Annotated in this window: 13 protein-coding genes and 1 pseudogene; 13 read left to right on the forward strand and 1 reads right to left on the reverse strand. The window is 44.0% G+C overall.

The features are described 5' to 3' along the window. The first annotated feature begins 10 nt into the window (after positions 1 to 10). The 12 genes and pseudogenes from PCORN_RS04600 to PCORN_RS04655 all read left to right on the forward strand — a co-directional run bounded on the left by PCORN_RS04600 (position 11) and on the right by PCORN_RS04655 (position 10,741). Positions 11 to 295, forward strand: a complete 285-nt coding sequence (locus PCORN_RS04600) for a hypothetical protein (RefSeq protein ID WP_051999255.1) — start codon at positions 11 to 13, stop codon at positions 293 to 295. Positions 296 to 310: 15 nt separating this feature from the next. Continuing rightward, positions 311 to 814, forward strand: a complete 504-nt coding sequence (locus PCORN_RS04605; RefSeq protein WP_036077979.1) for a hypothetical protein — start codon at positions 311 to 313, stop codon at positions 812 to 814. A 201-nt stretch (positions 815 to 1,015) separates the two neighbouring features. Continuing rightward, on the forward strand, positions 1,016 to 1,318 hold the full coding sequence (locus PCORN_RS04610) for a hypothetical protein (RefSeq protein ID WP_036077980.1): 303 nt from the start codon (positions 1,016 to 1,018) through the stop codon (positions 1,316 to 1,318). Between the two features lie 22 nt (positions 1,319 to 1,340). Then, a pseudogene (locus PCORN_RS04615) lies at positions 1,341 to 3,258 on the forward strand (BglG family transcription antiterminator). 116 nt (positions 3,259 to 3,374) lie between these two features. Further along, positions 3,375 to 4,670: a PTS sugar transporter subunit IIC gene (locus PCORN_RS04620; protein WP_036077982.1), complete on the forward strand. Its 1,296-nt coding sequence runs from the start codon at positions 3,375 to 3,377 to the stop codon at positions 4,668 to 4,670. 12 nt (positions 4,671 to 4,682) lie between these two features. Then, positions 4,683 to 4,991 (forward strand): PTS sugar transporter subunit IIB, encoded by a 309-nt coding sequence (locus PCORN_RS04625; protein ID WP_036077984.1) that lies wholly within the window; start codon positions 4,683 to 4,685, stop codon positions 4,989 to 4,991. Between the two features lies 1 nt (position 4,992). Further along, entirely contained in the window at positions 4,993 to 7,263 is a 2,271-nt protein-coding gene (locus PCORN_RS04630; protein WP_036077986.1) for a glycoside hydrolase family 3 N-terminal domain-containing protein, read from the forward strand. Beyond that, positions 7,264 to 7,572: a PTS lactose/cellobiose transporter subunit IIA gene (locus PCORN_RS04635; RefSeq protein WP_036077988.1), complete on the forward strand. Its 309-nt coding sequence runs from the start codon at positions 7,264 to 7,266 to the stop codon at positions 7,570 to 7,572. A 119-nt stretch (positions 7,573 to 7,691) separates the two neighbouring features. Continuing rightward, entirely contained in the window at positions 7,692 to 8,024 is a 333-nt protein-coding gene (locus tag PCORN_RS04640; protein WP_036077991.1) for a PadR family transcriptional regulator, read from the forward strand. A gap of 18 nt (positions 8,025 to 8,042) precedes the next feature. Beyond that, complete coding sequence (locus tag PCORN_RS04645) at positions 8,043 to 9,035, forward strand: pentapeptide repeat-containing protein (protein WP_036077994.1); 993 nt, start codon at positions 8,043 to 8,045, stop codon at positions 9,033 to 9,035. A 15-nt stretch (positions 9,036 to 9,050) separates the two neighbouring features. Then, entirely contained in the window at positions 9,051 to 9,983 is a 933-nt protein-coding gene (locus PCORN_RS04650; protein ID WP_036077996.1) for a daunorubicin resistance protein DrrA family ABC transporter ATP-binding protein, read from the forward strand. Continuing rightward, entirely contained in the window at positions 9,980 to 10,741 is a 762-nt protein-coding gene (locus PCORN_RS04655) for an ABC transporter permease (RefSeq protein ID WP_036077998.1), read from the forward strand. The genes PCORN_RS04650 and PCORN_RS04655 overlap by 4 nt, the downstream gene beginning before the upstream one ends. A 47-nt stretch (positions 10,742 to 10,788) precedes the next feature. Here the strand turns inward: PCORN_RS04655 and PCORN_RS04660 are convergent, their stop codons facing one another. Further along, a complete protein-coding gene (locus PCORN_RS04660) occupies positions 10,789 to 12,318 on the reverse strand; it encodes an AMP-binding protein (RefSeq protein ID WP_036078001.1) in 1,530 nt (509 codons plus the stop codon). A gap of 268 nt (positions 12,319 to 12,586) precedes the next feature. Between PCORN_RS04660 and PCORN_RS17150 the strand changes: the two genes are divergently transcribed. Further along, positions 12,587 to 13,195 carry a nucleotide-binding protein gene (locus PCORN_RS17150; RefSeq protein WP_051999256.1) on the forward strand — a complete coding sequence of 203 codons (609 nt, stop codon included), beginning with the start codon at positions 12,587 to 12,589 and terminating at the stop codon, positions 13,193 to 13,195.

Here is a 13,195-nt window from a genome sequence, read left to right on the forward strand (position 1 = left end):
GAGATTTAAGATGATCATAATAATGGTAAGTCATGGCTGGCGGGTGCATTCCAATCAACGGGTGCGCATTTATCAAGAGAACGAGGGAAATCTCGCTATTTTTCTAGATATGAAGGAATTTGGTGACCCCGCGCCACTCTTAATTGATTTGACGGATCAATCAGCAATCATCACATCGATGCCGCATTTGGTCGAAAAAGTAGAGGTAAAATTGGCAAAAGAAATCGTGATTATGTGGAACGCCGAGCCTTTCAACTTATCAGCGACAGAAGGGATTTACGAAGATACTGAATAAAAGGGGAATGGTCTGATGCAACCAACGAAGACAAGAGATCCAATCATTAAAATCAGCTGTTGGCTACTAATCGCATACTCGATCGTGGAGATGATTATTTATCTCCTATTCTTTATTCTTGGAAAAGTCGCCACCAAATATTTAAGCGGATTCATTGATCAGATGGCTAGCAACTATATCGATTTCGCCTTCCATGAGCAGGTAACGAGATTCGCGAGTTCGTGGCTGATTAACCTAATCCTGGATTCTTTCGTGTTTACAACGGAGATATTCTTGATTTTTAGTGTAGTTAGAATTATCACGGCGAGCCTTATTTTAAAGCAAAAACGGCTGTCTTTCCTGTTTGTTATCGCGATGTTTATATGGGGAGTATGGATTTCAATCACCGCTATCATTTTTGTACCACTGCTCACAATCATAGCTTTAATTGGGAATATTGGTTTGTTCCTCCTCATCATTTTTAGGAAGGAATACCGATTGCTTGTATTTACTAAATGGAAACGAGGATTCGACAGATGAAAAAAATAGCAGTCCTAATTTTAGGCTTATTAATCCTTTCGGGGTGCGGCCTTTACACAGATATTGAGGGACAAGTAGAACAAACAACGCCAAAAATCACATTGAAATCAGCGCCGAGCACAAAAATAAAAAACTTCGAGAACGGACTTTCAGTGGAATGGCGCCATTGCCTCTGCAGAACACCCTGCACCGCAAGATTTTTTGAACTACCAAACAATTGTTCAAGTAAAGAACACCGAAAAAGTCCAAATCGTGGTGCAAGAGAAAGTGAAATTGGGCATAATGGAAGCGGCGCATTTGAGCGATATGATGCTGTCAATGATTCCAGAATCTGGTGAGGATGTCACGGAAATTCCGCTGAAAGATTTGGAATCGGAAACGTGGCAATTTCAGGTGCCGCCTAAACCAGGTAAATACATGTACATACTGAAGGAGTATTATGGCATGGGTTTTGATATTGGATACTATGTCACCTATCATTTTGGTCTGGAAGTAACGAAATAACGAAAGAAAGGAGGAGGCCAAGATGAGCGAGCCAATGATTCCAGTGCCGAGATGGCGCGATTTGCTCCAACTACTATACGTAAAAATGGATTTTGTCAGTGGAAAAGAACTTGGTGAGCAGCTTCATGTTGATCCGCGAACGATTCGAAATGATATAAAAGCGCTTCACGATATTCTGGGACCATCGAAAAATGAGATTACATCTGTGCGTGGCGTTGGCTATAAGCTGGTTGTGGAGGATGAAACAGCGCTACGAAACCTGCTTCTCGTCGATACTAGTGAACGATCCAATCTCCACATCACCCCGATGCTTGCCGAAGATCGCACAGATTACATTATCCGCTACCTCCTTTTAAAAAAATAAATACGTCAAACTGGATGATATCGCGGATGAGCTTTATGTTAGCAAGTCAACGATTAATGCGAGCATACCCGAAGTGAAGAGAAAACTAGCGGAATTTGATTTAAAGCTGGGCAAAAAAGCTGGGTATGGGGTTAAAATACTCGGAACGGAGCTCCATGTTCGTTTTTGCTTTTCGCATTATTTGTTAACAGAATCACGTAGTTTACTCATAAGTGAGGCGGAACTGAGCTTTTTCAAAGAAGTCGATTTGGAGGGAATTCAACGCATTGTAGCGAGAAGTGTTTCTATATATGAGATTCATATGACGGATATTGCGCTGAAAAACCTCATTATTCATATTGCCATCGCGATTTGTCGGATTCGGGATGATTGTTATGTGGCAGCGGATGAGCTGCTAAATATTGAATTTAACATGCAGGAGTTGCGGGCATCGCAGACGATGATTCGAGAAATTGAGGCGCAAGAATGTGTCGTGTTTCCTGAAACCGAGCTGTCTTACTTGTTGCTACATCTCAGCGCAAAGCATATCGCGACGGATTACGACGATTATCGGGAATTTATTTTAGTGAACAAAATGCTCGAACGGATTCAAAAACGCTACGGGTATGCGCTGTCAGATGATCAGGTACTTATTTCTAACTTGATATTACACTTAAAACCAGCTATTAACCGCATAAAATTCCAGATGAATATCCAAAATCCGTATTTGCCGAATTTGAAGCAGAATCATCCATTGGCGTTCGAGTTTGGTTTGACGGCGAAAGATGTGTTGGAAGAAGAGCTAGGCATGAAGGTGAATGAGGCGGAGGCTGGGTATTTGGCGATTCATTTACTGTATGCGATGGATAAAGTACAGGAAAGCGTTAAAAAAAGGGTTTTGATTGTGTGCGCGTCGGGATTGGGTACGTCGCAACTTTTGCAGTCGAAGGTGAGGAAGGCATTCGCGGAGGAGTTGGAGATTATTGGCGTCTACTCATTTCATGAATATGAGAGTCGGCCGGTAGCCTGCGATTTCGTCATTGCAACGGTGCCGCTACGCCATCAGAGCCATCCGTACGTGCAGGTTTCGCCGTTCTTGATGAAGTCAGACATGCGGGCGATTGAAGCGATGTTGGGAAGTGGCTCGCCGTTTCAAATCGAAAGTGTGTTTTCAGAATCACTGTTCGTTGTTTCGGAAAAGGATTGGGATAAAGAACGGATTTTGCGGGAATTAGCGAGGCTTCTGATGAATCAAGGGTATGTTGACGAGGGGTATTTACCGTCTATTTTTGAGCGGGAATTGGTAGTTCCGACGTTTTTGGGAAATGGCTTGGCGACGCCGCATCCGATTCAAGCCGATGTGGCACGGACGGCGATTGCGGTGTGCGTTTGCGAGGCACCGGCTTTGTGGAATGAGGAGGATTGTGCGCAAGTCGTATTTATGTTGGCCGTGAAAAACAAGGAACAGTCGCAGCTTACGACCACGTATGAGTTAATTAGTGACATCGTTGAAAATCCGAAAGTGATGCGACAGCTGAAGGCAATTCGGGATTTTGACGGGTTTATGCATATTTTGACAGGGCTTAGCTTGAAGTGAAGTGGGTCCTTTTTTTGTTGATTTCCTTTGTGAGCAAATCTTGCGGAAAAAGACTGGCTTTATTTCCAAACAAGAAAGCGCTACACTTAATGTATAATGAAGAGGAGGTTTGCAACATGAAAAAATTTGTTGAAAAATTGGGTTGGCTTTCGCAAAAATTGGGAAATCAAATTCATTTGAAATCGATGCGTGATGCGTTTGCTACGATTTTACCGTTTATTATGCTCGCTGGTTTTATGGTGTTAATCAACAATGTCATTATTAAACCGGATGGCTTTATGTCAAATGTGATTAGTTCGGAGACGTTGACTACTTGGCAGGAGCTGGGGAATAGTATTGTGAACGGGACGCTGGGGATTATTACGATTTTGATTGGGGCGTCGGTTTCTTATTTTTTAGCACAAAACCGGAGATTCGAAAATCCTTTTGCGCCAGCTTTGCAAACGATTGCATTGATTATCATTTTTATTCCGCTGGCGACGGAGGTGATTCCGATTGGTGCAACGAAAGCTGTAGAGGTTGCGGGCATTATTCCAACGGCACTGACAGGCTCGGCGGGGATGTTCGTGGGGATTGTGACGGCGCTTTTGTCTACAGAACTGTTTATTTATTTTTCGAAGAGCGAGAAGTTGAAAATCAAGATTTCTGGTGAGAGTGTGCCACCTGCTGTTATTAAATCGTTTAACGTGTTGATTCCGACGATGTTGACGGTGCTTGTATTTGCGTTTGTATCATTCTTGTTGACACAACTGTTTTCATTGAATATTTATGCTTTAATAGGAACGATTATTCAAAAACCATTGACGTTCTTAGTGACTAGCGTTCCGGGATTCTTAGCGCTGATGACGATTTCACAGATGCTGTATTCGATTGGGATCGCAGGAAGTGGGATTTTGGGACCGATTATGGATCCTGTGTTGCTTGCGAATATGCAAGATAATATGACGGCTTATGCGAGTCATGCAGCGATTCCGCACATTATTAACACGACTTTCCGTGATATTTTTGGTGTGATGGGCGGCGGCGGAAATACGATTGCGTTGCTGATTGCAATTTTCATTTGGAGTAAGCGGAAAGATTATCGCGAAATCGCGACACTTTCTTCTGCACCGGGGCTTTTCAATATTAATGAGCCGGTCGTTTTTGGACTGCCGATTGTATATAATTTGAGCTTGATGATTCCGTTTATTATTTCGACGCCGCTTTGTTTGCTACTTGCTTATATTGCTACAAAAGTAAATATGATTTCAGAGGTTGTTGTGATGGTACCATGGACGACACCCGTTGTTGCATCAGGGTTTCTGGCGACAGGTGGAGATTGGCGAGCAGCAGTTTTCCAAATTTTCTTAGTTGGCGTTTGTGTGCTGTTGTACCTGCCGTTCTTGAAAGTAAATGACCGAATTAAAGTGTAAGGAGAGCTAGTGATGAAAAAATTAATGTTGATGTGTAATGCTGGCATGTCTACAAGCGTGCTCGTTCGCAAAATGCAAAATATAGCGGATGAGAAGGGAATCGCGATTGATATTTGGGCGATTTCAGAGATTGATTTTGAGAAAAATTGGCGTCTGGCGGATGCGATTTTGTTGGGTCCACAGGTGAGCTATATGCAAGGCAAGGTGCGTGAGGCAGTCGAGGGTTCGATTCCAGTTGGCGTGATTGCGATTGTGGATTATGGGCGAATGGACGGTGAGAAGGTTCTGGCGCAGGGCTTGTCGCTGTTGGAGGAGGATTAGTATGTCGCGATATTTAGATCATAAATTGGAGACGGAGGAGCGTGTCACGGATCTTTTGGGACAAATGACGTTGGTGGAAAAATGCGGACAGTTGAACCAGAGGCTTTATGGCTGGCAGGCGTTTGAGCGTGTGGGTAATTCGTTTGACGTGACGCCGAAATTCGAAGAAGAGGTCGCGAAATTTGGTGGGATTGGTGCACTGTACGGCCTTTTTCGGGCTGATCCTTGGTCGGGAATGAATCAGGAAAATGGAGTTAGTCGAGCCAACTCAGCGCGGGTTGCGAATCAGTTGCAAAAATACGTGATTGAAAACTCGCGACTGGGCATTCCAATGCTGTTTTCGGAGGAGGTTCCGCATGGGCATCAGGCGCTGGATAGTGAGTCGTATCCGGTGAACTTGGCTCGCGGAGCTTCGTTTAATACGACGTTGCAACGGGAAATTGCGGAGGCAATTGCCACGGAAATTAGCGATAAGGGTGTGCATCTTGCTTTGGCGTCTGCACTTGATATTTTGCGTGACCCAAGATGGGGACGCGCTGAGGAGTGTTTTAGTGAGGACCCGTTTTTAGCGGCGGAATTCACGAAGGCAATCACGACGGGTTTCCAAGCCAGTGGTCGGGTTGCGGTGATTCTGAAACATTTTGCGGCACAAGGGGAACCGGTTGGCGGACATAATTCTGGTCCAGTATCGATTGGGATGCGTGAGTTACGTGAGATTTTTTTACCGCCGATGGTTGCTGCGGCTGATGGCGGCGCGCTTGGCGTAATGGCGGCGTACAATGAAATCGATGGTGTGCCGTGTCACGCGAACGGAGCGTTGTTGACGGGAATTTTGCGAGAGGAGCTAGGCTTTGAAGGTATTGTAATGGCGGATGGCTGCGCTTTGGATCGGTTGTTGGCGATGAATCCTGACGTGAGAAAAGCGGGAGCCATGGCGCTTATGGCAGGCGTTGACTTGAGTTTATGGGATGAGATATTTCCAAATTTGGCGGCAGCAGTGGTTTCAGGTGATTTGGACGAGGAAGTATTGGATGTGGCGGTAAGCCGAATTTTGCGATTGAAATTCCAACTTGGCTTATTTGAAAATCCGTACGTGTCGGAAACCGTGCCAGAACGGGCGGAATCATGGCGTGCTCTAAATCTACAAGCAGCACGCGAATCCATTTGTTTATTGGAGAATCGCGAAGTTCTCCCGCTTGAAAATGCGCAACACATCGCGGTCATTGGGCCGAATGCGGATGCTTTATACAATCAACTAGGCGATTATACAGCCCCGCAAAATTTGGCAGATGGCATGACCATTTTGCAAGGAATTAAGCAAATAGCGCCTGAAAATACGATAATCAGCTATGAAAAAGGCTGCGATATCCGTGAAAAAGTAGCAGGTGGCGTTGAACGCGCATCAGAACTTGCGAAGTCAGCAGATGTCATCATCCTTGTTTTAGGTGGTTCGAGCGCGCGGAATTTTGATATGGAATTTTTGAATAATGGGGCGGTGAGCTCTAAGGGGCCAAATATGGATGCAGGCGAGAACGTGGATTTGGCGGATTTAGCATTGCCAGCCGTTCAATTAGAGATTTTCCAGGCATTGAAACAACTGGGTAAACCGGTCGTGGTTATACTCGTGCAAGGTCGGCCGAATGCGATTCCAGAGATAAGTGAGCAGGCAGATGCGCTACTCACCACTTGGTATCCCGGCGCACAAGGCGGAATCGCGGTTGCAGAAACTTTATTTGGTATCGTGAACCCGTCTGGAAAACTGCCAGTCAGCATTCCGCGTTCTTCTGGTCAACTCCCGGTTTACTACAACCAAAAAGCGGGCGAATACAAAGAAGATTACTTCGATGAACGAGGCGCGGCGCTATATCCATTTGGGTACGGCCTAAGCTACAGTGATTTCGCGTATAAAGGGATCCAAACGACGCATCAAAGTCGAACGGTTGCAGAGCTTGAATCAGGTGAGAAATTTCGCTTCGCGGTAACCGTGCAAAACCGTTCCAATCGTGCGGGCTCCGAGGTCGTGCAACTCTATGTCCATGACCAAGAAGCCAGCATTACGCGACGCAAAAAAGAACTAAAAGCATTTCAAAAAGTCGAAATTGGCGCGAAAGAAACAATAGAAGTGCCGCTCGAAATTGGGCTTGCCGAACTACAAATTTGGTCCATCCAAAATCGTTGGGAATTAGAAGCAGGTACTGTGCGGATTTTTGTAGGTGGAAGTTCGGTGACGGCGATTGAGACGGTGATTGATATAACAAACGGGGTGAGGTAAATGGAAGGCATGGAATTGGCTTCTTTTCAAATTATCGGTGCTGTTGGCGGCGCGCGAAGCAAGATTACAGAGGCGTTGCAGCTTGCGAGACAGCGTAAATTTACAGAAGCATATCGAAAAATCGATGAGGCAAATCATTATTTAAGTGAAGGACATAAAAATCACGTAAGTCTTATTCAAAAAGAAGCAAACGGTCATAAAATCCCAATGTCGATGTTATTCATACATGCGGAAGACCAGTTTATGACGACGTATTTACTTCGAGATATTGCCTATGAGATGGTGGCTTTGTGGAAAGAAATAAACTGATTTTTTGAGCGTATACCTTGATTGGTATGCGTTTTTTGATGTGTAATAGTAACATGTCGAATCAATTACCTTGACTGTCATAGTAGTATGGTGTATATTATACTCATGGAGGTGATCACATGGCTGATAAAAAACTTTCCTCTGACCTACTGAGAGGACATACCGATACGATTATCTTGAAGTTATTGATGAGCGGTGATAAATATGGATATGACATTTTGAAATTGATTCATCTCAATTCGGACGGGGAATATGAACTGAAAGAAGCGACAATGTATTCCAGTTTGAAGCGTTTGGAGAAAGACGAGTGCATTGCTTCTTACTGGGGCGACGATGCTACCAAGGGCGGACGGCGAAAATATTATACATTAACCGAAAAAGGCGAGGAACTATACGCAGAAAATAAACGGCAGTGGGAATCGGCAAAACGTATTCTCGAACAATTACTATGAGGAAAGAGGTTAGGAAAAATGACTGAGAAATTAATTGGGTACATTGATGGGCAATTCAGTGCATACGAGGATTCAGCGGAAATTAGCGAGCTAAAAGAAGAACTTGTGCATGATCTACAAGAGAAATACGGTGAGTTAGAGGAGCAAGGCTACGATGCCGAGGAAGCATACGAGTTGACGATCCATTCGCTAGGTGATATTTCAGAAGTTATTGAAAGCATTGGTGTGAAGCGGAAGATGTCACTGGAAGATAATCCAGCTTGGCAAGAAATCGAAGAAGCGAAGCAACGTGCGGCGAACAATGACGGAACAATCAGAAGAAGGGTGCTAGAAGGCTTTAATTTCAGTAACTCTGATTTGAGAAATAGCCGGTTTGACGAGGGCGAATTTCGCAGTGTAAATTTTAAGCATTCTAATTTATCAGGAGTTAATTTCGATCATCGCGTGTTTATTGATGCTAAATTGGATTATGTGAATCTAACGGGAGCTTCTTTTGAGCAGGCGGAATTTCATAACGGCTCTTTAAAAGGTGTATATGCTAAAAAAGGTGAGGGTTCGCCGAGCTTTAGAGGCGCTTTTATGCAAGGTGTTAATGTCTCAGTTGCGATGTTAAAAGGTGCAGATTTTAGCTATGCGAATTTGGCGAACTCGAAATTTAATGCTTCTGAGCTGTCTTATACATCGTTTGAAGGCGCGGATTTGACGTTTGCTGAATTGAAACAGTCTAGTCTAAGCAAGACGAATTTTACCGATGCGATATTTGACCAAACGGATTTTAGTTACTCTGATTTATCAAAAATGAACTTTGACGGTGAAGTGTTTAAAGGTACTATTTTCAGAAGTACTGGGCTTGTTGGTGCGAGTTTTAGAGATGCGACTTTTGAGAATGTTTCTTTCAAGGGAAGTTATGTGAAACGCGCTGATTTCACTGGCGCAGTAATGGATACGGCATCTTATGAAAGCTTGAAAACGAATCGAAAAGCGGAACTTAGCGGAATAATTCTAATGTAAAGGAGGGCGTGTAAAATGGTACAAAATACGATTTCTGTTCATAATTTGGAGAAGTCTTATAAAAATGTAGAAGTGTTGAAAAAAATTAGTTTCACCGTTGAAAAAGGCACGGTTTTCGCGTTATTAGGGTCAAATGGTGCTGGGAAAACAACCACAATTCGGATTCTAGCAACGCTTTTGAAGCCGGATGGTGGCGAAGCACAGATTTGTGATGCGGATGTGGTGAAGCAGGCGAATTTAGTACGCGCGGCAATTAGTTTAACTGGGCAAAATGCAGCGGTCGATGAGATTCTGACTGGGCGTGAGAATGTGCGATTGATTGCGAAATTACGGCATTTGCCAGATGCGGCGGGAATTGCGGATGAGTTGTTAGCGCGGTTTGGCTTGACGGATGCGGCAGATCGGGCGCTTTCGACGTATTCTGGTGGGATGAGACGCAGACTGGATCTTGCGATGAGTTTGGTCGGGAATCCAGAGGTTATCTTTTTGGATGAGCCTACGACCGGGCTTGACCCGCAGAGCCGTTTAGCAATGTGGAAAATTATTCGGGAGCTCGCGAGCAATGGAACAACAGTGTTTTTGACGACGCAATATTTGGAAGAAGCGGAGCAATTGGCGAACCAGATAGCCATTTTGAATGATGGAAAAATTGTTGCGAATGGCACGGTCGCTGAGTTGAAGCGGATGTTGCCGAATGGTCATTTGGAATTGCGCTTTGCAGAGGAAGGCGAGGTTAAGGCGGCAAACGCGGCGCTGGTTGACTTTGAACCGACTTTGAATGTGGAAGAGCAGTTGGTAACGCTAACGATTGATGGAAGCACGACACAACTAATGGCGATTTTAGGGAAATTGGAAGCAGCGAATATTGCAGTACTTGAATTTTCGCAAAAATCGCCGACGCTGGAGGACGTATTCCTCACAATTATCGATAGGAAGGGTGAAGCATGATGCGGAATAATTGGAATGATATGCAAGTAATGGTTGGACGCAACATGAAGCATGCCTTTCGTAGTGCGGATACGATCATTACGACTATTGCGATGCCACTGATGATTATGTTGATGTTTGTATATGTTTTTGGAGGCTCGATTGATACAGGTTCAGAAAATTATATTAACTATGTTGTTCCGGGGATTATGTTTTTATGTATCGCGATGGGATCGACGTATACGGCAGTAAGGCTAAACCACGATGTGACAACCGGGATTATTGACCGTTTCCACTCGATGCCCATTGCGAAATCGTCTATTTTGACAGGACATGTTGTGACGTCCGTTGTTTTCAATTTGATTTCAACGCTTGTGGTTGTGTTGGTCGCGTTCCTTTTAGGATTCAGACCAGAAGCCGGATTTGTTGGATGGCTCGTTGTTATTTTGATCTTGCTACTGTTCACGTTGGCGATGACTTGGATTGCGGTGATATCAGGATTAATCGCAAAAAGCGCAGAAGGATCAGGCTCATTTAGCTACCTCATTCTGTTGCTACTATTTGTCAGCTCGGCGTTCACACCTACAGATTCAATGACCAAGGTCGTTCGGGCGTTTGCGGAAAACCAGCCGATGACGCCGATTATTGAAAGTGTCCGTTCTCTGCTAGTTGGAAATGTGAATACTGGCGAAGTTTGGACGGCAATTGCCTGGTGCGGAGGAATTTTCATTGTTGCGATGATAGCTTCGATGCAAATTTATAAAAGGAGAACGGAATAGCGAAAAAAGGATAACCATCCCAGTGAGGCGGTTATCCTTTTTTACGTCTAATTTTCGCTATTTTGAAGCGAGCGTTCCAACTCTAAACGCTGAATTTTCATCGTCGCCGTCCGTGGCATTTCATCGTATTTCATGAGAATTGGCTCATTGAGATGCGGCAAATCGGATACTTTTTTCCACCATAAATCCCAATTCATTTCTGCGCTCTCATTCACCGCCACAATCGGCTGTGGACTCCCATTTTTGCCCCGAATAATCACGACTTCATCTAGAAAAGTCAGTTCATCAAGAAGGGCATCCTCAATCGCGAGTGTGCTGTCAATTTTATCAACAAGATCAACTTGGCGGTCAAGCAAGGAAAGGCCTCCGAGCCGACTTTTGACACCATAATCACCGCTGTCCCACCAAGCACCGTAGACATTTTCCTCAAAGCGCGGAGTCTCTTTGTAGTACGTCAGAGCACGACCTTTCGAGAACATCTGGATATTGCCGCTAGTTCCAGCAGAAACCGGTTTCCCATCCTGATCCACAATCCGAGCCTTCGTCAAGCCTGGCATCCCAACGCCCATCGCGCGCGCGTTCGTCCGCTTAAGCGTGGACTTCGTATGGAAACGCATAATCATCGGGCCACATTCACTCTGCCCGTAAACCTGCAAAAAAACCGGCAAACGATACTCCGAACACCGCAAAAATGTCGCCATCGTTTCCTTGTTAATCGCATCAAACGTGGAATGATAGTACTTTACGCTTTGAAAAACGGCAGGCTCTTCCCTAGCAAGCGATGCCCACTGCACAAAATGATTCGGATGCGTTTCCAGAACCATCGGCGCGTATTCCGTCATGATTTTTGTTACGTTAGCCCGGCTCGGATTCGCAATTGGAAGCAGCGGGAAACCCTTCGCCATCAGCGACGAAATCCCGATATTAAAGCGCGAATGAACTGGCGAAATATGAAAAGCGACCAAACCACGCTTGCGGATGAGGCTCAAAATGTTCTTTTGCCATTTCGTACGCCATCCCATCGAGTTCGCCGAGTGTGCGATAAGCTTCGGAACACCAGTCGTACCCGAAGTATGCGTCATGTAGGAAATCGTGTCAGGCGTGAGGAAATCCTGCTCACAAAGCTGATCAAAAGTCGTTGCGAGAATCTCCTCGACCGCGATCAATTTCGAAGCAGGAAGATTTTTTAAACTTTGTGCTTTTTTCGCCGTATCCCCGTCGAAAACCATCCAAGGATCGTCCAGCCGCGCGACCAGAATATCCATTGTATCAGCAGGAAGATGCGCGGAAATCATGATTGGCACCGCGCCGAGATAAGAGACAGCAACAGCTAAGAGGTATGTGTCGAATTTTGCCGATTTATAAACGATGACCTTCTCGCCCTTTTTGACACCGATTTTGTGCAATTGCGTTGCCTTCATGATGAGGGCATTTTTTGAATCCGCGTATGTAGTTTGCAATTGAAGTTCGGGGAAAGCAGTAAGTGGCTCGTCGAAGTAAATCGCCTGACTCGGAAAACGCTCCGCAGCTTCCGCGAAATTGGTATAGAGGTTTAGTGGTTTGTATTTGTTAAACATGGATGGTTGGTCAACTCCTTTTTTGGTGTGATGGGGTTATTATAGCATTATTGTGAGGAGATTTACAAAGTTTGAGGAGAAATTTAGGAGAAATCGATAATAATAGGAGGATAATATTTCTTTGTTTGGTATAATGAAAAGAAAAGAGAATACTATAAATAAAGAATGTGAAAAAAATGGGGGGGATTATGTATGAAAAAAAAAGCTACAATATGTAAGGGAACTAGTAGACATTTGTGAGCAGATAATCAATGAACGGAAGACAAAAGTGAGAGAACTAAGTTTTATATTTAATAAGGTTAAGGTATTAAATACTTTAGCATCGAATGTTGTAGGTCTGGACTTTAAGAAGTATCACATAAAAGAGAACGAGAAAGAAAATGATATCCTCACGGAACCAGCTTACACAAGGTTTATTCAACACGTTGAATTTTTAAAACGAGAAGGTGAACGAGAATTACATAAGTATGTTTTTGTAATTCATGGACATTCTAAAGATACAGTTGAGCTTCAATCAATTCTAGGTTTAATGGGTAAAGAGCCAATCACTATAAAAGAGTTAGATGATAATAACATGTCATTCATAGATAAGATAGAAAAGTATTCTAATGTTAGGCATGCGGTTGCACTTCTGACACCGGATGATTGGGGCGCTAAAAAAGAATGTAATCAGATATTGATGCGGGGAAGAGCAAGGCAGAATGTTATTTTTGAACTGGGCTATTTTTTCGGAAAGATTGGAAAAGCAAATACAATATGTTTGGTGAAAGGAGAGGTGGACTTGCCATCAGATTTAGATGGCTTAGGAAATATAAGATATCAGGATAGTTTGAACGAAGTATCTGCTAAATTGCAACAATTATTGGAATATAAATAA

It is taken from the genome of Listeria cornellensis FSL F6-0969 (assembly GCF_000525855.1).
GTDB lineage: Bacteria > Bacillota > Bacilli > Lactobacillales > Listeriaceae > Listeria_A > Listeria_A cornellensis.

What these genes read in the sequence shown, in the direction of transcription:
- PCORN_RS04635 (WP_036077988.1), top strand. Translation starts at nt 7,264, where the DNA reads ATGGAAGGCATGGAATTGGCTTCTTTTCAAATTATCGGTGCTGTTGGC.
- PCORN_RS04600 (WP_051999255.1), top strand. Translation starts at nt 11, where the DNA reads ATGATCATAATAATGGTAAGTCATGGCTGGCGGGTGCATTCCAATCAA.
- PCORN_RS04650 (WP_036077996.1), top strand. Translation starts at nt 9,051, where the DNA reads ATGGTACAAAATACGATTTCTGTTCATAATTTGGAGAAGTCTTATAAA.
- PCORN_RS04655 (WP_036077998.1), top strand. Translation starts at nt 9,980, where the DNA reads ATGATGCGGAATAATTGGAATGATATGCAAGTAATGGTTGGACGCAAC.
- PCORN_RS04630 (WP_036077986.1), top strand. Translation starts at nt 4,993, where the DNA reads ATGTCGCGATATTTAGATCATAAATTGGAGACGGAGGAGCGTGTCACG.
- PCORN_RS04620 (WP_036077982.1), top strand. Translation starts at nt 3,375, where the DNA reads ATGAAAAAATTTGTTGAAAAATTGGGTTGGCTTTCGCAAAAATTGGGA.
- PCORN_RS04640 (WP_036077991.1), top strand. Translation starts at nt 7,692, where the DNA reads ATGGCTGATAAAAAACTTTCCTCTGACCTACTGAGAGGACATACCGAT.
- PCORN_RS04660 (WP_036078001.1), bottom strand. Translation starts at nt 12,318, where the DNA reads ATGTTTAACAAATACAAACCACTAAACCTCTATACCAATTTCGCGGAA.
- PCORN_RS04625 (WP_036077984.1), top strand. Translation starts at nt 4,683, where the DNA reads ATGAAAAAATTAATGTTGATGTGTAATGCTGGCATGTCTACAAGCGTG.
- PCORN_RS04605 (WP_036077979.1), top strand. Translation starts at nt 311, where the DNA reads ATGCAACCAACGAAGACAAGAGATCCAATCATTAAAATCAGCTGTTGG.
- PCORN_RS04645 (WP_036077994.1), top strand. Translation starts at nt 8,043, where the DNA reads ATGACTGAGAAATTAATTGGGTACATTGATGGGCAATTCAGTGCATAC.